Origin of the sequence: Streptomyces sp. CY-1, from assembly GCF_047218265.1 — a bacterium.
GTDB classification, from domain to species: domain Bacteria; phylum Actinomycetota; class Actinomycetes; order Streptomycetales; family Streptomycetaceae; genus Streptomyces; species Streptomyces niphimycinicus.
This window is the reverse complement of sequence record NZ_CP178393.1, coordinates 9,150,196-9,175,825: the sequence shown is the minus strand read 5'-3', so window position 1 is coordinate 9,175,825 and position 25,630 is coordinate 9,150,196. Positions and strand designations below refer to the sequence as shown.

Genomic DNA, 25,630 nt, shown 5'->3' with positions numbered 1-25,630 from the left:
TCGGTGCTTTCGCTGATGTGCTGGTGTACGGGGGTATTCGAGGTGGTCACTGGTTGCCGCAGGCGGAAACGGGCTCGGCGCGGTCGCCGTCCAGCCAGGGCAGGTCATGCCCCATCCGGTCCCGCTTCGTCCGCAGATAGCGGAGATTGTGCTCCCCGGCCTGGACGGGCATCGGCTCCCGGCCGGTGACCCGCAGCCCGTGCCGGACCAGCCCGGTGGTCTTGTCCGGGTTGTTGGTCATCAGCCGCAGCGAGCGCACGCCGAGGTCGGCGAGGATCTCCGCGCCCGCGGCGTAGTCCCGCGCGTCGGCAGGCAGGCCGAGCTCCAGATTGGCGTCCAGGGTGTCCCGGCCCAGCTCCTGAAGCTCGTACGCGCGCAGCTTGGACAGCAGCCCGATACCGCGCCCCTCGTGGCCGCGCAGATACAGGACGATGCCGCGGCCCTCGGCGGTCACCCGCTCCAGCGCGGCGTGCAACTGGGGGCCGCAGTCACAGCGCAGCGAGTGGAAGACATCGCCGGTGAGGCATTCGGAGTGGACGCGGACCAGCACGTCCTCGCCGTCCCCGATCTCGCCCTGGACCAGCGCGATGTGCTCCACGCCGTCGGACGCGCGGTAGCCGAACGCCCGGAAGTCGCCGAAGGCGGTGGGCAGCCGGGTCTCGGCCTCGCGCCGCACCAGCGGCTCGGCGGGCTTGCGGTACGCGATCAGATCGGCGATGGAGACGATCGCCAGGTCGTGCTTGCGGGCGAAGGCGACCAGGTCGGGCAGGCGCAGCATCACCCCGTCCTCCCCTGCGATCTCGCAGATCACGGCCGCCGGGCGCAGTCCGGCGAGCCGGGCCAGGTCGACCCCGGCCTCGGTGTGGCCGTCGCGGGCGAGCACGCCGCCGGGGCGGGCGCGCAGCGGGAAGATATGGCCGGGGCGCACGAGGTCGCCGGGGACGGTGCCCGGGTCGGCCAGCAGCCGCAGGGTGGTGGCCCGGTCGGCGGCGGAGATCCCGGTGCTGACGCCGTGCTCGGCGGTGGCGTCGACCGAGACGGTGAAGGCGGTCCGCATGGACTCGGTGTTCTCTTCGACCATCTGGGGAAGCCGGAGCCGGTCGAGGTCGGTGCCCTCCATGGGCGCGCAGATGAGTCCCCGGCACTCGTTCATCATGAACGCGACGATCTCCGGGGTGATCATCTCGGCGGCGGCGACGAGGTCGCCCTCGTTCTCCCGGTCCTCGTCGTCCACGACGACGACGGGGCGGCCCGCGGCGATGTCGGCGATGGCCCGCTCGATGGGGTCCAGGGCCAGTTCGTCGGGCCAGTGCGCGGCTCGCAGGGGAGCGGCCGGGGCGGCCGGACCGCTCGGGTGCGGGTCTGTGACCGCGTATGCCTCGCTCATGCTGTGGCCTCCTTGTCCTGCGTGCCGTTGCCCTGCGGGCCGTTGTTCCGCGGGTTGTTGCCCTGCGGGCCGTTGCCGTTGTCCCGTCCCAGCAGCCGTTCGACGTACTTGGCGAGCACGTCCACCTCGAGGTTGACCGGGTCTCCGGCCTGTTTGACGCCGAGCGTGGTGAGCGCGAGGGTCGTCGGGATGAGGCTGACGGTGAAGTAGTCGGGGCCCGCGTCGACGACGGTCAGGCTGATGCCGTCGACCGTGATGGAGCCCTTCTCGACGACATAGCGGCTCAGCTCGGCGGGCAGCGAGATCTTCACGATCTCCCAGTGCTCGGAGAGCTTGCGGTCCACGATGGCGCCGGTGCCGTCCACATGGCCCTGCACGATGTGGCCGCCGAGCCGTCCGCCCAGCGCCATGGGGCGCTCCAGGTTGACCCGGGAGCCGATGTCGAGCGCGCCGAGGCTGGAGCGGTCCAGGGTCTCGGCCATGACGTCGGCGCTGAACCGGGTGCCCTCCGCGTCCTCCATGAGGTCGACGACGGTGAGACAGACCCCGTTGACGGCGATGGAGTCGCCGTGCTTCGCCCCCTCGGTGACGACGGGGCCGCGCACCTGGAAGCGGGAGGCGTCGCCCAGGTGCTCGATGGCGACGATCTCACCCAGTTCTTCGACAATTCCGGTGAACACTTCAGTTCTCCTCGGCGAGGGGGGCGGGGGCGACGGGGGCGGCGGTGACGCGCAGATCGGGGCCGAGCCGGGTGACGTCGGCCGTCTCGAGGCGCAACGCCTGCGCGATGGTGGTGATTCCGGCGTCGGCGAGGGCGGCGGGGCCCGCGCCGAGCAGGACGGGAGCGAGATAGCCGACGACCTTGTCGACGGCGCCCGCGGCGAGGAACGCGCCGGCGAGGGTGGGCCCGCCCTCCAGCAGGACGGAGCGCACCCCGCGGCCGTGCAGCTCGGCCAGGAGCGCGGGGATCGCGAGGCCGCCGTCCGCGCGCGGCAGCCTTACGGTCTCCACGCCCGGCCGCCGGGGCAGATGGGCGGTACTGGCGTCCTCGGCGACGGCGAGCAGCGTGGGCGCGGCGTCGTCCAGGATCCGGGCGCCGGGCTTGATGGTCGCGGCCGTGTCCACGACGACCCGCAGCGGCTGGGTGACTCCCTCCCGGTCCCGTACGGCCAGGTGGGGGTCGTCGGCACGCAGGGTGCCGGAGCCGACGACGACGGCGTCGGCCTCCGCGCGCAGCCGGTGCACATCGGCGCGGGACTCGGGGGAGGTGATCCAGCGGCTGGTGCCGTCGGCGGCGGCGCTGCGGCCGTCGAGGGTCGCGGCGAACTTCCACAGTACGAAGGGGCGGCCGCGGCGCATCGCGGTCAGCCAGGGCTCGTTGACCGCCTCGGCCTCCTCGGCCAGCAGCCCCGCCTCGACCTCGACCCCGGCGGCGGCGAGGGTGGCGGCGCCGCCCCGGGCCTGTGCGGTGGGGTCGCCGACGGCGTAGTGGACGCGGGCGATCCCGGCGGCGATCAGAGCCTGGGAGCAGGGGCCGGTGCGGCCGGTGTGGTCACACGGTTCGAGGGTGACGAGGGCGGTGCCGCCACGGGCCCGCTCCCCCGCGGCGCGCAGCGCGTGGACCTCGGCATGCGGACCACCGGCCCGCTGGTGCCAGCCCTCGCCGACGACGCGGCCACCGGCGTCGAGGATGACGCAGCCGACGACGGGGTTGGGGCTGGTGTGGCCGAGGCCGCGGGCTGCGAGCGCGACGGCATGGCGCATCGCTTGGGCTTCGGCTGCGGTGGCCACCGGGTCCTCCTGCCTCTTCGGGCACGGACTCCGGGGCTGTCGAGATGACAAGGAAACGGGAACGCCGCCGCCGGCACGCCAGGTTCGACAAAGGCCCGCCCCGCATACGCGAGAACGGACCGCCGAGGCGGCGCACCGGTGATGTCGCTACCGCCGCGCACTGCCTCCCATCCGGACTTTCACCGTCGGTCCAGGAATTTCACCTGGTCAACCGGCCGCTGGCGGCGGACGGGTCGCGGACTGTAACCGCCGGTTCGGATTTTCACCGACCCCGGAGTGCGCTGACGTCACTGGTACGCCCTTAGTGTGCCATGGCCATCGGCGCAGGTGGGAGGCAGGACCAATGTGGCCTCCCTCACCCGCCCCGGGCCGGGGGGCGTTTCCCCTACCCCATCCCTTCCCGAACCGGGGGCAGGCCCCGGGCCCCCGGCAGCCCCGGACCGACGCGTCCACCACCGGCGACCGGGCGCGGACCCACACCTGCCCCGGTCACCTCAGAGGCGCCGGGACCTCAACGGACTCATCGGCGTCCAGACCGGCCCCGAACGGGTCCACAACCCCGGCCCCGGGGGCCCGGACCAGCGCCTCCGCGACCGCCGGTCCGAGGACCGCCGCGGGGACGCCCTGCCCCTGGCGCCTGTCGGACGCCGGGGCAGGGCGGCATGCGCGGCGTTCAAACTGGTCCCGAACGGGAGCCGGGGGCCGGGGGCCCCGGTTCGGGGAGGGGTGGGGTGGGGTGGGGGAGAAAGCCCGTTGCCCCACTACCCCTGCGCGATGCTGTCCAGTTGTTCCACCGCCGGCCGCAGGGCCCACAGGTCGCCGCCGGGCGGGGCCTGGAGCTTGTCCACCGCCGCGCGGGCCTTGCGGTCCCCGGCGTCGGCCGCCGCGTGGACGATGTCGCTCGCCGCGTAGGCGCGAAGGTCGAGTTCCGGATACGGCCAGGGCGCGCCGCCGGTGGCCGCCGGGAGCAGGACGTCGACCGCCTTGAAGAGGTTCGCGCCGCCGGGCCCGGTGTAGTGCCACAGGTCCACACCGACATGCTTGCCGATGGCGGCCATCCGCGTGTACGCGACGAGGTTGAACGTCGAGTAGTGGAAGCTGCGGGTGCGCTCGAGCTCCTGCGGCTGCGTGCCGTCGGCCGCGATCTGGGTGTCGATGCGCTTGGTGCGGGCGTCGCGGAGCACCTGGCGGGCGCGGTCCCGGTCGCCCACGGCGGTGGCGATGGCCGCGACCTGCATGTCGTAGAAGGTGCCGTGGTTGTTCTCGGCGGCGCCTTCCTCCTTCCCGAAGTCGCTGTTCACCAGCCAGTCCAGGAACTGCTTGTTCCAGGTGCGGAAGCCGTCGTGGTCGCTCTTGGACCAGCCGGGGGCGCCGGTGTCTAGCAGGGCGGCGGCGTCGAGGAGGCTGGTGAAGCCCTGGGAGAAGTCGATGATCCCGATCGAGCGGCCGTCGTACATGCAGGGGATGAACTGGGCGTGGTTCAGGCTCGGGTTCATCCGGGTCGCCGGAGTGACGAACCAGGTGCGCAGGATGTCGGCGGCGTGCTCGGCGTAGGCCCGCTTACCGGTGTAGTACCAGGCCAGGGAGAGCTCGTAGGCGGATTCGAAGACCTTGCCGACCTCGGGACGGTCCGTCATCTTGTCCACGTCGGGGTTCCGTTGGCCATCCTTCTGAACGTAAGGGCAGCCGTACGGATTGTCGTCGGTCTTGGGCTTACTGGGCCACCAGTAGGGGGCCTGGCTGAAGTAGTCGTGTTTGTCGCCGCTGGGCGGCATCTGGTCCTTGTCGGTGACGGTCCAGGGGCCCTGCTTCATCCACTGGTCGGCCTGGGCGGTCAGATCGCGTACCGTCCGCCGCAGATTCCGGTCTCCCAACTGCAATTTCAGCTTGGTGAGGGACAGTCGGGGCCCGTCGAGCACCACCGTCCGGGGCACCGAGCCGGAATGCCGCACGGACTCGGCGCCCTGCGCGGAGGGCGCGGCGGGGATCGCCAGGACGGCCAGGAGGGCGGAGGCGGTGACGAGCGCCCGGGCGAACCGCCCGCGTCCCGCTGGAGGTGCACCCATTGAGCACTCCAATCAGATATCTGAACGCTATTCAGACTTGAGATCGGGCTCAGAGTAGGGCGGCTCCATGGGCACGACAAGAGATCGCACAGAATGCCCTCACCCCGGGAGGGCGCCGGCCGGCGGGCCAGCCCCTGTCCGGCGGATCGTCGCGCCGGCCTCAAGGGGCTGCCGCCGCAGGATCCGCGGGGTAGGGGCTACGGCGCGCCGAACAGCTCGTTCTGCGCCGCGTCCAGCGCCGTCAGCACCGCGCCCCGCAACACCCCGCCGCCGCCGACGACCCCCGCGCGCACCCGCGTCCGCAGCGGCGACAGCCGCGCGACATGGTCCTCCACGCGGCGGGCGAGCCCGTCGCCCCCGGCCCGGCCGACCTCACCACCGAGCACCGCGCACCCCGGGTCGAGCACCGCGCAGATCGCCGCGACGCCCAGCGCGATACGGGCCGCCAGCGCGTCCAGGAACGCCTCGCCGCGCTCCCCCGCGTCGAGGGCCGCGCGGATTGCCGCCTCGGCCGCGCCGGAGCCCTCCGTCCCCGCCCCGCGTTCGCCGCCCGCCGCGGTCTCCAGACCGTGCTCCTGGGCGAGTTCGCAGACCGCGCCGCTGCTCACCAGGGAGTGGAACCCGCCGTCGCAGCCGGTGGCGGAGGGCAGCCCCGAGGTGCCCGGCACCGGCAGAAAGCCGATCTCCCCGGTGCCGCCGGACGCCCCGCGCCGCAGCACCCGGTCGAGCACCACGGCCGCCCCGATGCCGTGGCCGAGCCACAGCAGGACGAAGGTGTCGCGGTCGCGCACCGTGCCCATCCGCTGTTCGGCGACGGCCGCGAGATTGACCTCGTTCTCCAGCAGCACCGGTGCCGCGAGGTCGGCGTGGAGCGCGGTGGCCAGCTCGCGGTGCCAGGAAGGCAGTCCGCCGGTGGAGTTGAGCTCCCCGGTGGCGGGGTCGATGAGACCGGGCACCCCGATGCCGATGTGATGCAGCCGCGCCGCCCCGGCCCGCTCGGCGGCCCGCTCCACCAGGGCCACCGCGGCCGCCACGGTACGCGCCGGATCCCCGTCCGGGGCCACCGGAAGCGACTCCTCCGCCTTGGTCCGGCCCAGCAGATCGGCCACGCATACGGCCACGCTGTCCGTACGGACGTCGACCCCGGCCACATGCGCGCTGTCGGCCACGATCCCGTACACCCGCGCGTTGGGCCCCCGGCGCTCCGCGCCCGACTCCCCCACGACCGCCACCAGCCCGGTCTGCCGCAGCCGCTCGACCAAGTCCGCGATGGTGGGACGGGACAGCCCGGTCAGCGACTTGAGCTGCCCCGCGGTCAACGGCCCCTCGTCCTTGAGCAGATGCAGGGCGAGGCGGTCGTTGATGGCCCGCGCCGTACTCGGTGAGGCGGTGCGGCCCGCCACGGACACGCTCGTCGACGTCATGCCGGGATCCTTCCAGAAGGCCACGGGAAAAGCCCTATCTATCAGGGACCCTTCCTGATAGTTTCCCGTGGACCACGGCACGGGCCGGCGCTACGGGGAGGGTGCGACAAGCATGGGCAGGCTCAAGGAAGCGGGGGCGTCCGAGATGCGCCCCGTACGGCGGGCGCGGATCGCCGTGGCCGCGGTGTTCGCCGTGCACGGCGCGGTGACCGGCAACTTCGCCACCCGTATCCCCTGGATCCAGGAGCGGCTGGACCTCAGCGCCGGTCAGCTCGGCCTCGCGCTCGCCTTTCCCGCCATCGGCGCCTCGGTCGCGATGCCCCTGGCCGGGCGGATCAGCCATCGCTTCGGCGCCCGCGCGGCGCTGCGCGGCCTGCTCGCCCTGTGGACGGCCTGGCTGGTGATGCCGCCGCTGGCGCCAGGGCTGGTCTGGCTGTGCGGGGTGCTGTTCGTCTTCGGCGCGACGGCCGGGACGTCCGACGTCGCCATGAACGCCCTCGGTGTGGAGGTCGAGAACCGCCTCGGCCGTTCGATCATGTCCGGGCTGCACGGCATGTGGAGCGCGGGAGCGCTCACCGGCTCGGCGGCGGGCACGATCGCCGCGCACGCCGAGGCCGACGCCCGGCTCCACCTCGGTATCGCCGCCGGGATCCTCACGGTGCTCGGGGCGGTGGCCTGCCACTGGGTGCTCGACCTGCGCAGCGCCCCCGAGGAGCACCCGCCGCCCCGGTTCGCCCTCCCGCCCCGCTCCGCGCTGATCATCGGCGCGGTGGGATTCTGCGCGGTCTTCGCCGAGGGGGCGAGCCTGGACTGGTCGGCGGTCTATCTGCGCGATGTCATGGACTCCTCCCCCGGTGTCGCCGCCGCCTGCACCACCGCCTTCTCCTGCACGATGGCCGGTGCCCGGCTCATCGGGGACGCGGTGGTGGGCCGCTTCGGGCCGGTGCGGACCGTACGGACCGGCGGCCTCCTCGCCACCGTCGGCGGCATCCTGGTGGTCACCGCCCCCGGCGCCGGCCTCGCCATCGCCGGATTCGGCCTCATCGGCCTGGGCATCGCGGTCGTGGTGCCCCTGGCCTTCGCCGCCGCCGGGCGCAGCGGCCCGGCCCCGAGCCAGGCCATCGCGGGCGTCGCCACGATCACGTACACCTCGGGGCTGATCGCTCCGGCGGCGATGGGCTCGATCGCGGACCTGACCTCGCTGACGATCTCGTTCTGCCTGGTCACGACGTTGACGCTGGGGCTGGTGGCGGGGGCGGGGGTGCTGCGGACCCCGGCGGAGACGGACGCCGCGGGCCCCGCCGTGGACCCCGATCCGTCCGCGTCCCGGGCCTCGCTTCCCTGACCGGAAGGGAGGGCAGGCGCGCCGGTCCCGGGCGGCGCCACTGTTCGGTGAGCGCCGAAGTGATCCGGCTCTACGGTCGGTGATATGAGCGACATGAGCGGCGCCCCGGCGCCCGACCGCCACACCGCCTTCCACCGGCTCCACCACGGCGAGCGCCCCCTGCTGCTGCCCAACGCCTGGGACCACGCCTCCGCCGCCGCCCTCGTCCGGCGCGGGTTCCCCGCCATCGGCACCACCAGCCTCGGCGTGGCCGCGGCGGCCGGGCTGCCGGACGCGACGGGCGCCGCCCGCGATGTGAACCTCGCCCTCGCCCGCGGCATCGCCCGACTCCCGGCGCTGGTGAGCGTCGACATCGAGGGCGGGTTCGGCGAGCGGCCCGAGGAGGTCGCGGCGCTCGCGGCCGAGCTGGACCGGGCCGGGGTGGTCGGCGTGAACATCGAGGACGGCCGCCCCGACGGCACCCTCGCGCCGCTGGCCCACCAGTGCGCGGTGCTCGCGGCCGTCAAGGAGCGGGTGCCCCGGCTGTTCGTGAACGCGCGGACCGACACCCACTGGCTCGCCGCGATCGGGGGCGGCACCCCGCCCTCGCTGTCCGCCGCCGCCGAGCGCATCGAGGGGTATGTGCGAGCGGGCGCGGACGGGATCTTCGTGCCCGCGCTCACCGATGAGTACGACATCGGCGCACTGGCCGACGACCTCGGTCAGATCCCGCTGAACATCCTCTTCACCCCCGGCCGCCACACCTATGAGCGGCTCGCGGAGCTCGGGGTGCGGCGGATCAGTTGCGGTTCGCTGCTCTTCCGGGCCGCCCTGGACCGCGCCGTCGAACTGGCCTGGACGATCGCCCACCCCGACGCCCCCGCCCCCGCCCATCAGGCCGCCGACCTGCCCTCCTACGCCGAGGCCCAGTCACTGGCCGAGGACTTCACCGAGGACGTCACCGAGAGCACCGCCACATAGCTGCAAGGCACACATTTTCGGCCAACTAACATTGCTGCGAATTCCCCGTAGCGATGAAGTGGAGCAGTCATGGGCCTCGGCGTGCGCTGGACCCTGCACGGTGATGGGCGTACCCCCGCCCCCCGCGCCGTCGTCAGGCCGGATGAGCGGCTGTCATGGCCGAGGACGGCGGGACTCGGCGCACAGCATGTCGTGGCCATGTTCGGGGCCAGCTTTGTCGCCCCGGTGCTGATGGGGCTCGACCCCAATCTCGCGATCATGATGTCCGGCGTCGCGACCATCCTCTTTCTGCTGGCGACCCGCGGCCGGATCCCCAGCTATCTGGGGTGCAGCCTGTCGTTCGTCGGGGTGGCCGCCGCGATCAGGGCGCAGGGCGGCGGCAGTGCCGCCGTCACCGGGGCGATCCTGGTGGTCGGCGGGGTGCTGCTGCTGAGCGGTCTGGCGGTACGGAAGTTCGGCGCCCGGATCATTCACGCGGCGATGCCGCCGGTGGTGACCGGCGCGGTGGTCATGCTGATCGGGTTCAATCTCGCACCGGTGACCGCCGGTACGTACTGGCCCGCCGATCAGTGGACCGCGCTGCTGACGATGCTGCTCACCGGGGCGGCGGTGGTCTGTCTGCGGGGCTTCTGGTCGCGTATCGCGATCTTCCTGGGGCTGGTCTTCGGCTATGCGGTCTCCTGGGTCTTCGACCGCGTCTTCGGCAGGATCCACTCGATCGACGGCAGCGGACGGGTCACCGACCACTGGCGGCTGGATCTGTCCGGTGTGGGCAAGGCGGACTGGATCGGTCTGCCGTCCCTGCACGCGCCCAGCTTCCACTGGTCGGCGGTGCTGGTGGCGCTGCCGGTGGTGATCGCGCTGATCGCCGAGAACGCCGGGCATGTGAAGGCGGTCGGCGAGATGATCGGCGATCCGCTCGACGACCAGCTCGGTACGGCGATCGCCGCGGACGGCGCCGCGACCATGATCTCCACCTCGGTCGGCGGCCCGGCCAATACGACGTACTCCGAGAACATCGGGGTCATGGCGGCCACCCGGGTGTACTCCACCGCCGCCTACTGGGCGGCCGCGGGCTTCGCGCTGCTCTTCGGGCTCTGCCCGAAGTTCGGCGCGGTGGTGGCGGCGGTACCGGGCGGGGTGCTGGGCGGGATCACCGTCATCCTCTACGGCATGATCGGGCTGCTCGGTGCGCAGATCTGGGTGCACAACAAGGTGGACCTGCGCAATCCGCTCAATCTGGTGCCGGTCGCGGCGGGCGTCATCATCGGCGTCGGCGGCGTCAGCCTGAAGATCGGCCAGAACTTCGAGCTGGGCGGGATCGCCCTCGGCACGATCGTGGTGCTGCTCGGCTACCACGTCCTGCGCGCCCTGGCCCCGGCCCATCTGAAGCCGCAGGAGCCCCTGCTGGACGCGGGCACCAGCGGATACGACGACGACCGGCCCGCCTGATAGCTGGAGGACTTACCCCCGCGGGGCGAGGTCCTGAAGGCCCACCACCCGGAGCAGTTCGAGCCGCTCGGCGGACTCGCTGCCCGGGCGGGCCGTGTGGACGATCAGCCGCTGGGCGTGCTCCGAACTCAGCAGGACCTCGCAGTCCAGCTCCATCACGCCCACCACCGGGTGGACGAACCGCTTGACCGAGGAGTGCCGTACGGCCACCTCATGGGCCTCCCACAGCGCCGCGAACTCCGCGCTCACCGACAGCAGTTCGGCCACCAGGGCCGCCGGGCCCGGGTCGTCGGGGCGGGCCGCGAACACGGCGCGGAGGTTGGCCACATGCAGCCGGGCGTGCTCCTCGATCTCCTCGCTCGGGAAGATCCCCGGGGCGCCGGAGGCGGCGTCGGGCCGGGTGAAGAAGCTCCGGACGATATTGCGGTCGCCCAGCGGCCGCGCCGTGATGTCGCCGACCAGCGCCGCCGCCATCGCGTTCTGCGCCAGCACCTCGCCCCAGTCGGTGATCACCTGGGCCGGGGTGTCGTACAGCCGGTCCAGCACCCTGAGCAGACCGGGCCGCACATGCTCCGAGGTGCGGCGGTCGCGCGGCGGCTCCTCCCCCACCAGGTGGAAGAGATGGTCGCGCTCGTCATCGGTGAGCCGCAGCGCCCGGGCCAGCGCGGTCAGCATCTGGCGGGACGGGCGCGGGCCGCGGGCCTGCTCCAGCCGGGTGTAGTAGTCCGGCGACATGCCCGCGAGCTGGGCCACCTCCTCCCGGCGCAGTCCGGGCGTACGGCGCCGGGGGCCGGGTGTCAGACCCACCTCTGCGGGGCCGAGACGGGCACGGCAGCGGCGCAGGAAGTCCGCGAGTTCCGATCGATGCACGCTCCCATGGTCGCCGGGCCCGCGCCGCGTATCCAGGGTCTGCCGATCCCTGGATGAGGAGGTCTCTCCCGGCCCCGCCGATGCCGCCGCAGGCTGAGGCCGAGCGAACGAGACGAAAGGCGGATGCTGATGCCCTTGATTCTGGTGACGGGTGCGACCGGCCAGGTGGGACGGCGGTTCACCAAGCGGCTGCTGGAGCGGCCCGCGGCCGGTACCGAGGTACGGGTGCTGGTGCGCGACGAGGAGCGCGGTGCGCCCTTCGCCGCCCAGGGCGCCCAGCTCACCGTGGGTGATCTGCGCGAGGAGAAGGATCTGCGGAGGGCCATGGAGGGGGTGCACGCCGTGGTCAACATCGCGGCGGCCTTCCGCGGGGTGCCGGACGAGGAGGCGTGGGCGGTCAACCGGGACGCGGCGGTCGCTCTCGGGCGGGCCGCGGTCGAGGCCGGGACGAGCCGGTTCCTCCAGGTCAGCACCAATCTGGTGTACGGCGCCTCGCGCGGGCGGCCGTTCACGGAGGATGACGAGAGCGTGCCCGGCGGGCTGCTGTGGGGCGCCTACCCCGCCTCGAAGGCGGAGGCGGAGCGGGAGTTGCTGGCGCTGCACCGCGAGCACGGCCTCGACCTGCGGATCGGCAGCCTGGCCTTCGTGTACGGGGACGGCGATCCGCATGTGGCGAACTTTCTGCCGCACGCGGCGAACTGGGCCGGGAGCAAGCGGCTCGCCATGGTCCACCACGCGGATGTCATCCAGGCGCTGCTGCGGCTGCTGCGCGCACCGGGCGGCACGGCCGGCGGCTCGGTGTCGGGCCGCAAGTACAACATCGTCGACGACGCCCCGACGACCGCCGCCGAACTGCACCAGCTCATGGGCGCGCCGCTGCCCGAGGGCATGACCGGGCGGACGGACGACGACCCCTGGTCCGGGATCACCTCCAACCTCCGGCTCCGCGACGAGCTGGGCTGGCGGCCGCTGTACCCGTCGATCTGGACGGCCCGCGACGCGGGGGTGCTGTGATACGGCGGTTGACGGGGCGTTAGACCGTCCAGGGGAAGCGGCGGCGTACGGCAGGGACCGTACCGGTCCGGCCTGCCACTCTGGCGTCCATGACGATGCCCACGCACGCGCGGCTCGCGCCGCGCACCGTGAGAAGCGTTCTGGCGCGCATGAGCGCGCTCGGCGCGGCGCTGCCGCCGGGAGACGGGGTGGCGGTCTTCAACGGGGTGTATCTGTCGGTCACCGAGGAGGTCGGCCGCCGGCTCGCGGACGGGTACTTCCACGACCCGTCCGCCACCGAGGAGCTGGACGTGCGGTTCGCCGGGCGCTATCTGGCGGCGGTCGACGCGGTGGCCACGGGCGGGCGGCCGCCCGCCTGCTGGCGGCCGCTGTTCCAGTTGCGGGGCCATCCGGCGGTCCGCCCGGTGCAGTTCGCGCTCGCCGGGATCAACGCCCATATCGGCCATGACCTGGCGCTCGCGCTGCTGGACACCTGCCGGGCCCGGGATCTCGAACCGGACGCCCTGGAGGGCGACTTCGACCGGATCGGCGCGCTGCTCACGGGGATCGAGGAGCGGATCCGGGAGGAGCTGATGCCCGGCCCCGACCTGCTGGACGTGGCCGATCCGCTCACCCATCTCCTGGGCTCCTGGAGCCTGGAGAAGGCGCGGGACGCCGCATGGGCGGCGTTCCGCGCGCTGTGGGGGCTGCGCGGGGTGCCGGAGCTGGCGGAGGAGTTCGCGGAGCGCGTCGATACGACCGTGGGCCTGGTCGGGCGCTTTCTGCTCACTCCTCTGCCGGCGACGTAGGCGGCCCGCCGACGGCGTAGGCGGCCCGCCGACGGCGTAAGCGGCCCGCCCACGGCGTAAGCGGCCCGCCGACGGCCTCATGACCTGCCGTCGGCGTCACAGTCCTGGGACCGGCTCAGTCCTCGGGGAGTTCGACGGGCGCGATCTCGTCGTACAGATCGCCCGGCCCGGGGTTCTTCGGGTCGGTGCCGCCGCCGAACTGGTGCATGACTCCCCACACCGCGTTGAGCGCGGTCTGGATGGCACCCTCGGCCCAGCCCGCCGTCCAGGAGATGTCGTCGCCCGCGAGGAAGATGCCGCGCTTGTCGGCGGGCAGCCGGTCCTGCATGAAGTGGGTGAACAACCGGCGCTGGTAGCGGTAGTGGCCGGGCAGATTGGCCTTGAACGCACCCATGAAGTAGGGCTCGTTCTCCCAGGACACGGTGACCGGGCTGCCGATGATGTGCTTGCGGATGTCGACGTTCGGATAGATCTCCGAGAGCGACTTGAGCATGACCTCCATCCGCTCGTTCGCCGACAGCGGCAGCCACTTGAGGCTGTCGTCGCACCAGGTGTAGGAGAGGCAGATGACGGCGGGCCGGTCCGGGCCGTCGTCCAGCAGATAGGTGCCGCGGGTCATCCGGTCGGTGAGCGTCATGCTCATCGTGTCCCGGCCGGTGATCTCGTCCTTGTCCAGCCAGAACGGCCGGTCCACCGGCACGAAGAGCTTGCTGGACTCCATGTAGTGGGTGCGCTCGATCGCCGTCCAGTGGTCGATCGGGAAGAGCGAGTCATCGCAGTCGATCTTGGAGAGCAACATCCAGGACTGCGCGGTGAAGACCACCGCCGGGTACGAGCGGATGTCGCCGCTCGCGTCCGTCACCACGACGCGGTCGCCCGCGGCCCGGTGCAGCCGGGTCACGGCCGGGCGGGGCGCACCGCCGTGCAGCGAGGACAGCGAGGTGCCCTGGGGCCAGTGGACGATCTTCTCGGGCTCGCGCTCCCACAGCCGCAGCGGCAGTTGCTGGCTGCCGCCGACGATGCCGCGGTGGTGGTCGTCGGCCTCGGTGTAGACGACCCGCAGGATCTCCAGGATGGAGTTGGGGAAGTCGGTGTCCCAGCCGCCGGTGCCGAAGCCGACCTGGCCGAAGATCTCCCGGTGGCGGAAGGAGGTGAAGGCCGCGGAGTCGCAGAGGAAGCCGTAGAAGGTCTGGTTGTCCAGCTTCTCGACCAGCCGCGACCAGATCTCCCGGATCCGGGGGACGTCGCGCTCGCGGATGGCGCGGTTCATGTCCGAGAAGTCCGCGCCCTCCTCCAGGCAGGCGTTCCAGGCGTCGGCCACCTCGCGGTAGACCGGCGGCAGATCGTCGATGGTGCGGGCGTAGTGGGACTCGCCCTTGAGGTCGACGACGGTCGAGGGGGTGTCGGGGGCGAGCGGGTTGGGGAACGGCTGGGTCTTCAGGCCCACCAGGTCGATGTAGTGCTGGAGGGCGGTGGAGGACGGCGGGAAGCGCATCGCGCCCATCTCGGCGGTCAGCGTGTCGTCACAGCCGTCGAAGCCGACGGTGCGCAGCCGTCCGCCGATCCGGTCGGCCTCGTAGACCACCGGCCTCAGGCCCATCTTCATCAGCTCGTACGCGGTGACGAGGCCGGAGAGACCGCCGCCGACGACCGCGACCTCGGCGCCGTGCTCGGTCGCGGGTATCTGTCCCAGGCCCGCCGGGTGGGCGAGGAAGTCGTCGTAGGCGTAGGGGAAGTCCGGGCCGAACATGGTCATGGGTGGAAGGGCCTGCTGGGCCCGCGTTTCCTGCTCGTCATGGACGGCGGTGGGCACCGTGGACGTCATGGGGTACGGATTCCTTGCTGGTTGGTGCTCAGAGCGTGTTTCGGGTACGGCGGGGGGCCGGGCTGATCAGGTGAGGAGGGATCGGCCGAGGACGGTTCAGCCGAGGGAGGAGTACAGACCGGGGCGGCGGTCGCGCAGATACGGGTTGATCCGGCGCGAGGTGCTCAGCAGCTTGGGGGCGACATCGCCGAGGAGGAGTTCCTCGCCGCGGCCGGCGCGCAGACAGGTGGCGCCGTCGGGCCCGGCCAGACAGCTCAGGCCGACGAAGTCGAACTCGCCCTCGACACCACTGCGGTTGACGTAGGCGATATACATCTGGCTCTCGAAGGCCCGCACCGGAATCACCGATTCGGCGACGAACTCGAAGGGGTGCATCTGCGCGGTGGGCACCAGCAGCAGATCGGTCCCGGCCAGGGCATGGGCCCGTACGTTCTCCGGGAACTCGACGTCGTAGCAGATCAGGATGCCGACGGTCAGCTCGCCGAGGGTGGCCTGGACGACGGGGACCTCACCGGGGGTGAACGACCCCCGCTCGAAGCAGCCGTAGAGATGGGACTTTCGGTAGTTGGCCAGCTCGGCGCCGTCCGCGCCCACGAGCCGTGCGGAGTTGTACACCGCGCCCTCGTGGCTCTCGGGGTAGCCGTAGAGGATGGCGAGACCGTGCGTCGCGGCGATCTCGGCCACGGCCCGGCCGCTGGGCCCGTCGGCGGGCTCGGCCAGCTCCCGTACACCGCCGCCGCCGATCGCGTATCCCGTGAGGAACATCTCCGCGGTGACCAGCAGCCCGGCCCCGTCGGCGGCCGCACTGGCGGCGGCCTCGTCGAGGACCTTGAGGTTTCCGGCGGGATCGCCGGGGTGACCGGAGTTCTGGAGCAGGGCGGTGCGCAGCGGCGACATGGCAGACCTTGAGGGGAGGGGTACGGGCATAAAAACAGTACGTTGCCTCCGGATCGCCCAACAAGACGGCTTCGTTGCGTCCGGCGTCGATTCATGACGCATGGGGATCGGTGCGCGTCGATTCATTGCGCATGCCCCACGATGGCGCCGCGGACGATCAACGGCACATCACGGCACGTCCAGCGGAGCGCCTACGTCGGCGCACCCGAGCTGAACCGCCGCAGCAGGGGCGAGAGCACCAGTACGGACTTGGTGCGCTCCACGAACGCCTCCCCCGCGATCCGCTCCAGCACCCGCTCGAAGTGGCGCATATCGGAGGCGAAGACCTGGACGACGGCGTCCGCGTCGCCGGTGACGGTCGACGCGGACACCACCTCGGGATAGCGCGACAGGCCCCGGCGGATGGCGTCCGGCGAGGTGTTGTGGCGGCAGTACAGCTCGATGAAGCCCTCGGTCTCCCAGCCCAGCGCCACCGGGTCGACCCGCACCGTGAAGCCGGTGATGGCTCCCTCCGCGCGCAGCCGGTCCACCCGCCGTTTGACGGCGGGCGCGGACAGTCCGACCAGCTCGCCGATGTCGGCGTAGGAGCGGCGGGCGTCCTCGGCGAGGGCGTGGACGATGCGTTCGTCGAGATCATTCAGTCGCACTGGGGGGCAATCACTTCTCTGCTGTGGCCAGTCGGGATCGGCGCAAGCCGTATGCGAAGTACAGCACAAGGCCGACGGCCATCCAGCAGCCGAACACCACCCAGGTCACGAACTGGAGGCTGCCCATCATCCACAGACACAGCGCGAAGCCGATCACCGGGAAGAGCGGGGACAGCGGCACCCGGAAGGTGCGGGGCATTTCGGGCCGGGTCCGGCGCAGCACGATCACGGCGATGTTGACCAGCGCGAAGGCGAAGAGGGTGCCGATGCTGGTGGCGTCGGCGAGCTGGCCGAGCGGGATCGCGGCGGCCAGGACCCCGCAGAAGAGCGAGACGATCACGGTGTTGGCGCGGGGCACCCCGGTCCTGGCGTGGACGGTGGAGAAGACCTTGGGCACCAGCCCGTCCCGGGACATCGCGAAGAGGATGCGGGTCTGGCCGTAGAGCACGGTCAGCACCACGGAGGCGATCGCGACGACCGCTCCGGCGGCCAGCAGCACGGCCCAGACGTCCTGTCCGGTGACATCCTTCATGATCGAGGCGAGCGCGGCCTCGGAGCCGGAGAACTTCTTCCACGGCAGGGCGCCCACCGCGACGGCGGCGACCAGGCAGTACAGCGCGGTGACGATGATCAGCGAGAGCATGATCGCGCGGGGCAGGTCGCGCTGGGGGTTCTTGGCCTCCTCACCGGCGGTGGAGGCGGCGTCGAAGCCGATGTAGGAGAAGAAGAGGGTGGCGCCGGCGGCGCTGACGCCCGCCATGCCCAGCGGCATGAACGGGGTGTAGTTGCCGGCCCGGATGCCGGTGAAGGCGACGGCGCAGAAGAGGATCAGTGCCGTGATCTTCACGGCCACCATGACCGTGTTGGCGCGGGCGCTCTCCTTGGCGCCGCCCAGCAGGAACGCCATGGCCAGCAGCACCACGAGCAGGGCGGGCAGATTGAAGATCCCGCCGTCGCCGGGCGGGGCGGCCAGGGCGTCGGGGATGGTGACGCCGAGCGTGCCGTCGAGCAGTTCGTTGAGGTACTCGCCCCAGCCGACGGCGACGGCCGCCACCGAGACGCCGTACTCCAGGATCAGACACCAGCCGCAGACCCAGGCGATCAGCTCGCCCATCGTGGCGTAGGCATAGGAGTAGGAGGAGCCGGAGACGGGGATGGTGCCCGCCAGTTCGGCGTACGAGAGCGCGGAGAACAGCGCGGTGAGCCCGGCGATGACGAACGACACGACGACCGCGGGACCGGCGTCCGGCACGGCCTCGCCGAGCACCACGAAGATGCCGGTGCCCAGGGTGGCCCCGATGCTGATCATGGTGAGCTGCCACATGCCCATGGAGCGCCGCAGACTGCCGCCCTCGCCCCGGCCGCCCTCGGCGACCAGCCGCTCCACCGGCTTGCGCCGCATCAGCCGGGCGCCCAGCCCGCCGACCGGAGGGTCTGGTTCCGGTTGCTGGGTGGCGGACGGTGCTGCGCCGTGCTCCAACACAGGGGTGGCTCCTTAATCGCTGCCATCGGGTGGTGGGCGACCGACTGCGGACATACGGGTGCCCGAAGAGCAAACCCGCAGGTGGGAATCGCCGAGCAGTCGGTCCCCGCCACTCCACGTCAGCGCAAGACCCTATGAGCCGTCCGCCGACGGCCGTAATGCACCATGGTTGCGCATCCCCGTGGCAACGTTGCGCGCGGGGGCGCTCGGCGGGGAATCGTTGCGAGACACTGCGCGAGTCAGCGCTCGTTTCACCCGAATGCCGCGATACTGCACCATTTTAGCGGTCGTTGGTGGGGACGTGACCACTGACAGCCTGCAACCACCCGATCACTCCCGCCTCAGTGCCGAACCCGTGTTCCGGCCCCCAAACCAGGGGGGTGACAGCGAGCGCTATCCGCTCGAATACTGCGCGAGAGTCTGGGAGGACTTCCTCCGGGCGCTGGGCCGGATCGAGGCGGACTTCCTCCAGCGGTCCGATACGCCGGAACCGGGCGTCAAGGCATGACGTACACCGAGCCGAGGCCGGGCGGCTACGGGCCCCCACCCACCGGCCACCGGCACGCCCCCCCGCCCCCTCCCGGGGAGCGTTACGAGGCGGCAGCCGATTATGAGATGAATCCTTTCCCCCTGCCCGACCCGGAGAGCATCGAGGGCCGCTGGGACCTGGAGGGAGACCTGGCCCGGCTGCTCCAGACGACCTCCCCCGAGGAGCCGGTGCACACCACCGGCCCCATCGGACCGGTCGCCCCGCTCCACACCCCCTCCCCCACGCATGTGCGGGGGCGCGGCAAGCGCCGCCGGGTCCGCTTCCGGCTGCCGACGCTGCCGTGGCTGCATGTGATCAGCCTGATCTTCGCGGCGGTCACCACGGTCATCGTCGCCATGCTGAGCGTGCTCGGCGGAATGATCTCCTACCGCCCGCTGCGCTATCTGGCCTCCCCTAGCACCTCGGAGTCCATGGCGGCGTGGTGGCCCCTGCTGGTCTACGGGCCCTGGCTGGTCGCCTCGCTGTCGGTGCTGCGGGCCGCCCTGCACCGCCGGGGCGCGGCGCACTCATGGGCCGTGGTGGTGCTCTTCTCCACCATCGCGGTGTTCCTGTGCGTCGCACACGCCCCGAGGAACGCGCCCAGCATGGCCGTGGCCGGTCTTCCCCCGGTCGCCGCGCTGGTCTCGTTCCACCAGTTGGTCCGGCAGATCACCCTCACCAGCCCGCCGCGCCACGCGCTGCCCCGCACCCGGGGTGAGCGCGGACTGGCGAGGTGAGACCGCGTCGCGACACACCACCACAGCCCCCACTCACCCGAGCCGAGTGGGGGCTGTGGTGTTTGGGGGCTCGGTCCGCCTCCGGAGCGGGCCGAACTCCTGAGCCTCAGTCCCAGCTTGCGTGGAGCGGCTTGCCCTCCGCGTAGCCCGCGGCGCTCTGCACGCCCACCACGGCCCGCTCGTGGAACTCCTCCAGCGACCCGGCGCCCGCGTAGGTGCAGGAGCTGCGCACACCCGCGATGATCGAGTCGATCAGGTCCTCGACTCCCGGCCGGGCCGGGTCCAGGAACATCCGCGAAGTGGAGATGCCCTCCTCGAACAGCCCCTTGCGGGCCCGCTCGTAGGCCGACTCGTCGCTGGTGCGGTTGCGCACCGCGCGTGCCGAGGCCATGCCGAAGCTCTCCTTGTACGGCCGGCCGTCGGCGGTGTGCTGGAGGTCGCCGGGCGATTCGTACGTGCCCGCGAACCAGGAGCCGACCATGACGTTGGACGCCCCGGCGGCGAGCGCCATGGCGACGTCGCGGGGGTGCCGGATGCCGCCGTCCGCCCAGATGTGCTTGCCGAACTTCCGTGCCTCGGCGGCGCATTCCAGCACCGCGGAGAACTGCGGCCGGCCCACGCCGGTCATCATGCGGGTGGTGCACATCGCGCCCGGCCCGACGCCGACCTTGATGATGTCGGCACCGGCCTCGATGAGGTCGCGCACGCCCTCGGCGGCGACCACGTTGCCCGCCACCACCGGCACCCGCGGACCAAGGCTCCGGACCGCCTTGAGCGCGGTGATCATCGACTCCTGGTGGCCGTGGGCGGTGTCCACGACGAGGGCGTCCACCCCGGCGTCCAGGAGCGCCTTCGTACGGCCCTCCAGATCGCCGTTGACCCCGACGGCGGCCGCGATCCGCAGTCGGCCGCCCGCGTCCACCGCGGGCTTGTAGAGCGTCGCGCGCAGCGCGCCCTTGCGGGTCAGGATGCCCGCCAGCTTCCCGTTCGCGTCGACGGCGGGGGCGAGCTTGCGGTGGGCGGCGTCGAGGCGGTTGAACGCCTCCTGGGGGTCGATGGCGGCGTCGAGCACCATCAGCTCGCGCGACATCACCTCGGAGAGCTGGGTGAAGCGGTCCACGCCGGTCAGGTCGGACTCGGTCACCACGCCCACCGGACGCCCGTCCTCGACCACCACACCCGCGCCGTGTGCCCGCTTGGGCAGCAGCGACAGCGCGTCGGCGACGGTGCCGGTCGGAGCGAGGACGATCGGGGTGTCCAGCACCAGATCGCGGCTCTTGACCCAGCGGACCACGTCGGTGACGACGTCGATCGGGATGTCCTGCGGAATGACGACGAGGCCGCCGCGACGGGCGACCGTCTCGGCCATGCGGCGGCCGGCGATCGCGGTCATGTTGGCGACGACGAGTGGAATGGTGGTGCCGGTGCCGTCGGGTGAGGCCAGGTCCACGCCCTGGCGGGAGCCGACCGCGGAGCGGCTCGGCACCATGAACACATCGTCGTACGTCAGGTCGTAGGGAACCGGGGAAGATTCCACGTGGCGCCCCGTACCGGGCTCGAGGAAACGCATGAGCCTCACATTTTCACGCGAAACGACGCAGGTCACTCCCATGGCGACACAACAAAACACCCCCGCATTCGTAGACTCCTCCAAAGAGGCGCTGCGGGGGCTGCTCCGGTGCCGACAGGCAACCTGCCTTACATCGAAACGCTACCCGAGCGCCCGCTCAAGGGCGAGTGACCCCATGCGGCGGAGCACCGCCGGGGCGCGCCCCTGAGCGGTCGGGGCCCGGCCAGGAGCCATGGGAGGCGAGCGGCGGGCCGCTCGCCGTTTCCCTCTCGCCCGCCGTTTCCCCTCGCCCGCCGTTCCCCCTCGCCCGCCGCGTCCGGTCCGCTACGCGCCGTCCGGGTCGGCGCGGTCCAGGGCGGGGTGGGCGGCCGGGGTGGTCTCGGCGAGCAGATAGTCCGCGGCGGCCGTGTCCGTCACCAGGCTGGTGACCAGGCCGGACCTCAGCACCGCCCCGATCGCCTCGGCCTTACGGCGGCCACCGGCGATGGCCACCACCTCGGGGATCCGGCGCAGCCGGTCGGCCTCCACGGTGATGCAGCGCTCGCCCAGGTCACGGCCGATGCGGCGGCCCTCGGCGTCGAAGAGGTGGGCCGACATCTCGGCGGCGGCGCCCAGGCTCTCGTAGTGGGCCCGCTCCTTCTCCGTCAGCATGTCGTAGACCGTGGAGATCCCGGCCTCCCATGAGCCGATGGAGACGCAGGCCACGGTCACCTTGTCGAAGTACTCGAAGGCGCGGGCGATACCGGTCTGGCCGCGCAGGGCGTCCGCGGTGGCCGTATCCGGCAGCAGCATCGGCGCGTAGATGGGGTGCGCCTCACCGCCCGAGACGGCGGCGGCGCGGCGCACCGCCTCGACCGAGCCGCGCTCGGCCGTGCCCGCGTCGTACACGCCGGTGAGCTGGACGACGGTGCACGGGGGCAGCCGGTGCAGCGCGGCCGCCATGTGGATCGTGGACCGGCCCCAGGCCAGCCCCAGCACATCGCCCTCGGTCACCAGCTCGCCCAGCAGGTCCGCGGCGACCTCGCCGAGGTTCTCCGGGTCCGGGGTGTCCGCCTCGGCGTCCGCCGGGGACTCCACGACGACCGCGTGGCGCAGCCCGTAGCGGGCGCGCAGGGCGTCGGAGCGCTCCGCGTCGAGTTCGGCGGGAACCCGGATCTCGATGCGCACCAGATCGCGCTCGAGCGCCGTCTCCAGCACCCGCGCGACCTTGAAGCGGCTGACGCCGAACTCCTCGGCGATCTGAATCTTGGACTTGCCCTCGAGGTAGAAGCGGCGCGCCATGGCCGCCGCCTGCACCAGTTCGGCGGGTCCCATCCGCGTGGCTGAACGGCCCGTCGACACCGCGGTCTCCTCACTATTCACTGTCCGGACTCACCGTTCATCCTGTCAGAAACGGCGGAGTTGGTTCGCCCTTCACCCTTGAGTTCACCGACCGGTAGCTACGCCGCCTCATGTTCCGGGGGTACCGGTTGCCTTCTCGGCCAGCCTCCGCAGCGCCTCTACGGCCTTGGCCGGGTCGTCGGCGCCGTAGACGGCGGAGCCCGCCACGAACACATCGGCGCCCGCCTCGGCGCACCGCTCGATGGTGTCGGCCGAGACCCCGCCGTCCACCTGGAGCCACATCTGGAGTCCATGCTTGTCGATGAGCTGCCGGGTGCGGCGGATCTTCGGCAGCATGATGTCGAGGAACGCCTGGCCGCCGAAGCCGGGTTCCACGGTCATCACCAGCAGCATGTCCAGCTCGGGCAGCAGATCCTCGTACGGCTCGATGGGCGTGGCCGGCTTGAGCGCCATCGAGGCCCGCGCGCCCTTGGCCCGGATCTCGCGCGCCAGCCGCACCGGCGCGGCCGCGGCCTCCACATGGAAGGTGACGGAACCGGCGCCCGCCTCGATGTACTGCGGCGCCCAGCGGTCCGGGTCGTCGATCATGAGATGGCAGTCCAGCGGGGTTTCCGTGGCCTTGCCCAGCGATTCGACCACCGGTACCCCGAGGGTGAGGTTGGGGACGAAGTGGTTGTCCATGACGTCGACGTGGAGCCAGTCGGCACCCTCGACCGCCTTCGCCTCATCCGCGAGGCGGGAGAAGTCTGCGGACAGGATGCTGGGGTTGATCTGCAAGGCCATGCCACCAAGCCTCCCACGGTCCGTGCCGGTCCATGGAGCCGGGATCATCGCTACGGCCCGTACCGCCGTGATCACTTGGGTATCCGCTCCGATCGACGCACGGCGGCGGAGCCGGGACCATGAAGAAGTCGAAGGAAACCCCTAGACGTCACGTGCAAACAGGCAATCCACCATGACGAGAGATCGACTACCCCGGCAGCCGCGCACCGCGGTGTGCGCGGCGCTGACAGCGGCCGTCGTCGTATCGCCGGTCGCCGGGGCCGGACCCGCCTCCGCCTCTCCCGCGGCCACGGCACCGCGGCCGGTCTGTGTCTCGCACCAGTCCGGGCTGGCGGGCAAGCTGTCCAGGGACATCGCCGCGGCGCTGCGCGGCCGGTCCGGCAGCATCGCGATCAGCCTCCGCGACCACACCACCCACACCCGCTGCGCCCTGCGTGCGAACCAGCGGTTCGACTCCGCGAGCGTGGTGAAGGCGACGGTCCTGGCGACGCTGCTGTGGGACGCGCAGCGCCACCACCGGCCGCTGACCAAGGGCGAGAAGACCCTCGCCAAGGCCATGATCACCAAGTCGGACAACGCCTCGACCAGCAAGCTGTGGAAGAAGCTCGAAGCCTCCCGGGTCAAGGCGTTCCTGCGGGCGGCGGGCATGGACGCCACCGTGCCCGGCAAGGACGGCTACTGGGGCCTCACCGGGATCACCGCCAACGACCAGGAGCGGCTCCTGGACCTGATCACCCACCCGAACACGGTGCTGACCGACGCCTCCCGCCGCTACATCCTCTCGCTGATGGGCAAGGTCATCCGGGAACAGCGCTGGGGCACCCCGGCCGGTGCCCCGGGCGGGGTGCGGATCCAGGTGAAGAACGGCTGGCTGGAACGGTCCACCCACGGCTGGCGGGTGCACAGCATCGGCGCCTTCACCGGCGGCGGCCACGACTACACCCTCACCGTGCTCACCCAGGACAACCGGACCATGAAGGCGGGCGTGGCCACCATCGAGGCGGTGGCGCGCGCGGTCCACAAGGACCTCAACCCCACCGCCCGCACGGCCACCGTCTACGCCCCGACCGACCGGCCCCAGGAAGCGCTTCCGGCGGTCCCGAAGGACTGACGCACCCGCCCACGGCGGCCGTGCGATGCCCGCTCACGGCGGCCGTGCGATGCCCCGGGGCGCTCGCTCCGGGAACCCGCGAGAAGAACGCGCGCGGTCAGCCCGTGCGGCGCAGCAGGGCCAGATACATGGCGTCCGTACCGTGCCGGTGCGGCCATAGCTGGATGTCCGGGCCGTCGCCCAGCTCCGGCACCCCGGGCAGCAGCGGACGGGCGTCGATCCACTCCGCGGAGACGGCCGGGCCGCCGCGCCCCTTGAGGACGTCCTCGACCACGGCCCTGGTCTCGGCCGGATGCGGGGAGCAGGTCGCATAGCCGACCACGCCGCCGATCCGCGCCGAGGCCAGGGCCTCCCGCAGCAGCCCGCGCTGAAGCGGGGCGAAGCCGTCGAGGTCCTCGGGGCGGCGCCGCCAGCGCGCCTCGGGGCGGCGGCGCAGCGCACCGAGCCCGGTGCACGGCACATCCACCAGCACCCGGTCGAAGGCGCCGGGCCGCCACGGCGGGCGGGTGCCGTCCGCGGCGATCACCTGGTACGGGCCGGGGTTGCCCGCCAGGGCCCTGGCCACCAGCCGGGCCCGGTGCGGCTGCTTCTCGGCGGCCAGCAGCGCGGCGCCGCGCTCCGCGGCGAGCGCGGCGAGCAGCGCGGCCTTGCCGCCGGGGCCCGCGCAGCCGTCCAGCCAGCTCCGGTCCTCCCCCTCCAGCGGCGCGTTCGCCAGGGCGAGGGCCACGAGTTGGCTGCCCTCGTCCTGCACCCCGGCGCGCCCCTCGCGCACCGCCTCCAGCGCCCCGGGCTCGCCGCCCTCGGTGAGCCGCACCGCGTACGGGGACCAGCGGCCCGGTACCGCGGCCCCCTCGCCGACCGCGTCCAGCAGCTCCCCGGCCGTGGACCGGCCGGGCCGGGCGACGAGGGTGACCTCGGGCCGTTCGTTGTCCGCCGCCAGCAGCTCCTCGATCCCGGAACTGCCGCCGCCGAGGGCGTCCCACAGGGCGGAGACGACCCAGCGCGGATGCGAGTGGCGGACGCCCAGATGCTCCTCGGGGTCCTCGTCGTAGGGCGGGGCGACCCGCTCCAGCCAGCCGTCCAGGTCATGGGCGGCGATCCTGCGCAGCACGGCGTTGACGAACTTGGCCCGTCCGTCGCCGAGCACCACCCGGGCCAGCTCCACGCTCGCCGAGACGGCGGCGTGCGTGGGGATCCGGGTCCCCAGAAGCTGATGGGCGCCGAGGTTGAGCACATCGAGCACCGGCGGATCCACCTCGCGCAGCGGGCGGTCCACGCATTCGGCGATGATCGCGTCGTAGGTGCCCTGGTGGCGCAGGGTGCCGTAGACCAGCTCGGTGGCGAGCGCCGCGTCCCGGGCGTCGAACCGCGGCCCACCGGCCTCCGCGCTCTCCCTCGCCTTGCGCAGCAGCGGCGGGAGAACGAGGTTGGCGTACGCGTCCCGTTCGTCGACCGCCCGCAGCGCCTCGAAGGCGAGGATCCGCACGGGGTCCTTCTGCGGGCGGCGGTAGGGCTTGCCAGGCCGGTTCGGGGCGTGGGGACGGCGACGACGGGGCTGGTCGGTCACGGGAAATGTGCTCCGGGGGACGGATCGGGCTTGAAGGGACCAG

General features: G+C 72.2%; 22 protein-coding genes and 1 riboswitch. Of the genes, 8 read left to right on the top strand and 14 right to left on the bottom strand.

All coding sequences use genetic code 11. The features are described 5' to 3' along the window. Positions 1 to 46: 46 nt before the first annotated feature. The 5 genes from ACK1X7_RS39470 to ACK1X7_RS39450 form a co-directional block, all read right to left on the bottom strand. Positions 47 to 1,387 (bottom strand): bifunctional 3,4-dihydroxy-2-butanone-4-phosphate synthase/GTP cyclohydrolase II, encoded by a 1,341-nt coding sequence (locus ACK1X7_RS39470; RefSeq protein ID WP_385143059.1) that lies wholly within the window; start codon positions 1,385 to 1,387, stop codon positions 47 to 49. Beyond that, positions 1,384 to 2,067: a riboflavin synthase gene (locus ACK1X7_RS39465; RefSeq protein ID WP_385143056.1), complete on the bottom strand. Its 684-nt coding sequence runs from the start codon at positions 2,065 to 2,067 to the stop codon at positions 1,384 to 1,386. Before ACK1X7_RS39465 ends, ACK1X7_RS39470 begins: the two co-directional genes overlap by 4 nt. A 1-nt stretch (position 2,068) precedes the next feature. Continuing rightward, positions 2,069 to 3,178, bottom strand: a complete 1,110-nt coding sequence (gene ribD / locus ACK1X7_RS39460; protein ID WP_390793495.1) for a bifunctional diaminohydroxyphosphoribosylaminopyrimidine deaminase/5-amino-6-(5-phosphoribosylamino)uracil reductase RibD — start codon at positions 3,176 to 3,178, stop codon at positions 2,069 to 2,071. A 153-nt stretch (positions 3,179 to 3,331) separates the two neighbouring features. After that, positions 3,332 to 3,462, bottom strand: a riboswitch (FMN riboswitch). A 477-nt stretch (positions 3,463 to 3,939) separates the two neighbouring features. After that, positions 3,940 to 5,244, bottom strand: a complete 1,305-nt coding sequence (locus ACK1X7_RS39455; RefSeq protein WP_413116392.1) for an alginate lyase family protein — start codon at positions 5,242 to 5,244, stop codon at positions 3,940 to 3,942. A gap of 197 nt (positions 5,245 to 5,441) precedes the next feature. After that, a complete protein-coding gene (locus ACK1X7_RS39450; protein WP_385143047.1) occupies positions 5,442 to 6,668 on the bottom strand; it encodes an ROK family transcriptional regulator in 1,227 nt (408 codons plus the stop codon). A gap of 112 nt (positions 6,669 to 6,780) precedes the next feature. Here ACK1X7_RS39450 and ACK1X7_RS39445 point away from each other — a divergent pair, with 112 nt between their 5' ends. The 3 genes from ACK1X7_RS39445 to ACK1X7_RS39435 all read left to right on the top strand — a co-directional run bounded on the left by ACK1X7_RS39445 (position 6,781) and on the right by ACK1X7_RS39435 (position 10,425). After that, a complete protein-coding gene (locus ACK1X7_RS39445; RefSeq protein ID WP_385143044.1) occupies positions 6,781 to 8,013 on the top strand; it encodes an MFS transporter in 1,233 nt (410 codons plus the stop codon). Between the two features lie 84 nt (positions 8,014 to 8,097). Continuing rightward, the gene (locus ACK1X7_RS39440; protein ID WP_385143041.1) at positions 8,098 to 8,973 is read left to right on the top strand and encodes an isocitrate lyase/PEP mutase family protein; all 876 of its coding nucleotides are present in this window, start codon (positions 8,098 to 8,100) and stop codon (positions 8,971 to 8,973) included. Positions 8,974 to 9,042: 69 nt separating this feature from the next. Beyond that, on the top strand, positions 9,043 to 10,425 hold the full coding sequence (locus ACK1X7_RS39435; RefSeq protein WP_390793497.1) for a uracil-xanthine permease family protein: 1,383 nt from the start codon (positions 9,043 to 9,045) through the stop codon (positions 10,423 to 10,425). A gap of 12 nt (positions 10,426 to 10,437) precedes the next feature. Here the strand turns inward: ACK1X7_RS39435 and ACK1X7_RS39430 are convergent, their stop codons facing one another. After that, entirely contained in the window at positions 10,438 to 11,295 is an 858-nt protein-coding gene (locus tag ACK1X7_RS39430; protein WP_390793498.1) for a helix-turn-helix transcriptional regulator, read from the bottom strand. A gap of 129 nt (positions 11,296 to 11,424) precedes the next feature. On the opposite strand from ACK1X7_RS39430, the gene ACK1X7_RS39425 reads away from it, so the two are divergent. Further along, on the top strand, positions 11,425 to 12,309 hold the full coding sequence (locus tag ACK1X7_RS39425) for an NAD-dependent epimerase/dehydratase family protein (protein ID WP_413116391.1): 885 nt from the start codon (positions 11,425 to 11,427) through the stop codon (positions 12,307 to 12,309). A gap of 89 nt (positions 12,310 to 12,398) precedes the next feature. Further along, positions 12,399 to 13,097 (top strand): DUF5995 family protein, encoded by a 699-nt coding sequence (locus ACK1X7_RS39420; RefSeq protein ID WP_385143031.1) that lies wholly within the window; start codon positions 12,399 to 12,401, stop codon positions 13,095 to 13,097. A gap of 115 nt (positions 13,098 to 13,212) precedes the next feature. On the opposite strand, the gene ACK1X7_RS39415 is transcribed toward ACK1X7_RS39420, so the two are convergent. The 4 genes from ACK1X7_RS39415 to ACK1X7_RS39400 form a co-directional block, all read right to left on the bottom strand. Further along, positions 13,213 to 14,922: a flavin monoamine oxidase family protein gene (locus ACK1X7_RS39415; protein WP_413116390.1), complete on the bottom strand. Its 1,710-nt coding sequence runs from the start codon at positions 14,920 to 14,922 to the stop codon at positions 13,213 to 13,215. Positions 14,923 to 15,018: 96 nt separating this feature from the next. Beyond that, entirely contained in the window at positions 15,019 to 15,819 is an 801-nt protein-coding gene (locus ACK1X7_RS39410) for a carbon-nitrogen hydrolase family protein (RefSeq protein ID WP_390793499.1), read from the bottom strand. Between the two features lie 191 nt (positions 15,820 to 16,010). After that, positions 16,011 to 16,466, bottom strand: coding sequence for an Lrp/AsnC family transcriptional regulator (locus ACK1X7_RS39405; RefSeq protein WP_059145749.1), 456 nt, complete (start codon positions 16,464 to 16,466; stop codon positions 16,011 to 16,013). Positions 16,467 to 16,476: 10 nt separating this feature from the next. Beyond that, positions 16,477 to 17,949 carry an amino acid permease gene (locus ACK1X7_RS39400; RefSeq protein ID WP_385143022.1) on the bottom strand — a complete coding sequence of 491 codons (1,473 nt, stop codon included), beginning with the start codon at positions 17,947 to 17,949 and terminating at the stop codon, positions 16,477 to 16,479. 301 nt (positions 17,950 to 18,250) lie between these two features. Between ACK1X7_RS39400 and ACK1X7_RS39395 the strand changes: the two genes are divergently transcribed. Both ACK1X7_RS39395 and ACK1X7_RS39390 read left to right on the top strand, forming a co-directional pair. Continuing rightward, positions 18,251 to 18,457 (top strand): hypothetical protein, encoded by a 207-nt coding sequence (locus tag ACK1X7_RS39395; RefSeq protein ID WP_385143019.1) that lies wholly within the window; start codon positions 18,251 to 18,253, stop codon positions 18,455 to 18,457. Positions 18,458 to 18,564: 107 nt separating this feature from the next. Beyond that, on the top strand, positions 18,565 to 19,215 hold the full coding sequence (locus tag ACK1X7_RS39390) for a DUF2637 domain-containing protein (RefSeq protein WP_385143016.1): 651 nt from the start codon (positions 18,565 to 18,567) through the stop codon (positions 19,213 to 19,215). Positions 19,216 to 19,321: 106 nt separating this feature from the next. Here the strand turns inward: ACK1X7_RS39390 and ACK1X7_RS39385 are convergent, their stop codons facing one another. The 3 genes from ACK1X7_RS39385 to rpe all read right to left on the bottom strand — a co-directional run bounded on the left by ACK1X7_RS39385 (position 19,322) and on the right by rpe (position 22,909). Continuing rightward, positions 19,322 to 20,785: a GuaB1 family IMP dehydrogenase-related protein gene (locus ACK1X7_RS39385; protein WP_413116389.1), complete on the bottom strand. Its 1,464-nt coding sequence runs from the start codon at positions 20,783 to 20,785 to the stop codon at positions 19,322 to 19,324. A 324-nt stretch (positions 20,786 to 21,109) separates the two neighbouring features. After that, entirely contained in the window at positions 21,110 to 22,099 is a 990-nt protein-coding gene (locus ACK1X7_RS39380; protein ID WP_185930076.1) for a sugar-binding transcriptional regulator, read from the bottom strand. 135 nt (positions 22,100 to 22,234) lie between these two features. Next, entirely contained in the window at positions 22,235 to 22,909 is a 675-nt protein-coding gene (gene rpe / locus ACK1X7_RS39375; RefSeq protein WP_385143010.1) for a ribulose-phosphate 3-epimerase, read from the bottom strand. A gap of 172 nt (positions 22,910 to 23,081) precedes the next feature. On the opposite strand from rpe, the gene ACK1X7_RS39370 reads away from it, so the two are divergent. Then, the gene (locus tag ACK1X7_RS39370) at positions 23,082 to 24,020 is read left to right on the top strand and encodes a serine hydrolase (RefSeq protein ID WP_385143008.1); all 939 of its coding nucleotides are present in this window, start codon (positions 23,082 to 23,084) and stop codon (positions 24,018 to 24,020) included. 97 nt (positions 24,021 to 24,117) lie between these two features. On the opposite strand, the gene ACK1X7_RS39365 is transcribed toward ACK1X7_RS39370, so the two are convergent. Then, the gene (locus tag ACK1X7_RS39365; protein ID WP_385143006.1) at positions 24,118 to 25,587 is read right to left on the bottom strand and encodes an RsmB/NOP family class I SAM-dependent RNA methyltransferase; all 1,470 of its coding nucleotides are present in this window, start codon (positions 25,585 to 25,587) and stop codon (positions 24,118 to 24,120) included. Between the last annotated feature and the right edge of the window lie 43 nt (positions 25,588 to 25,630).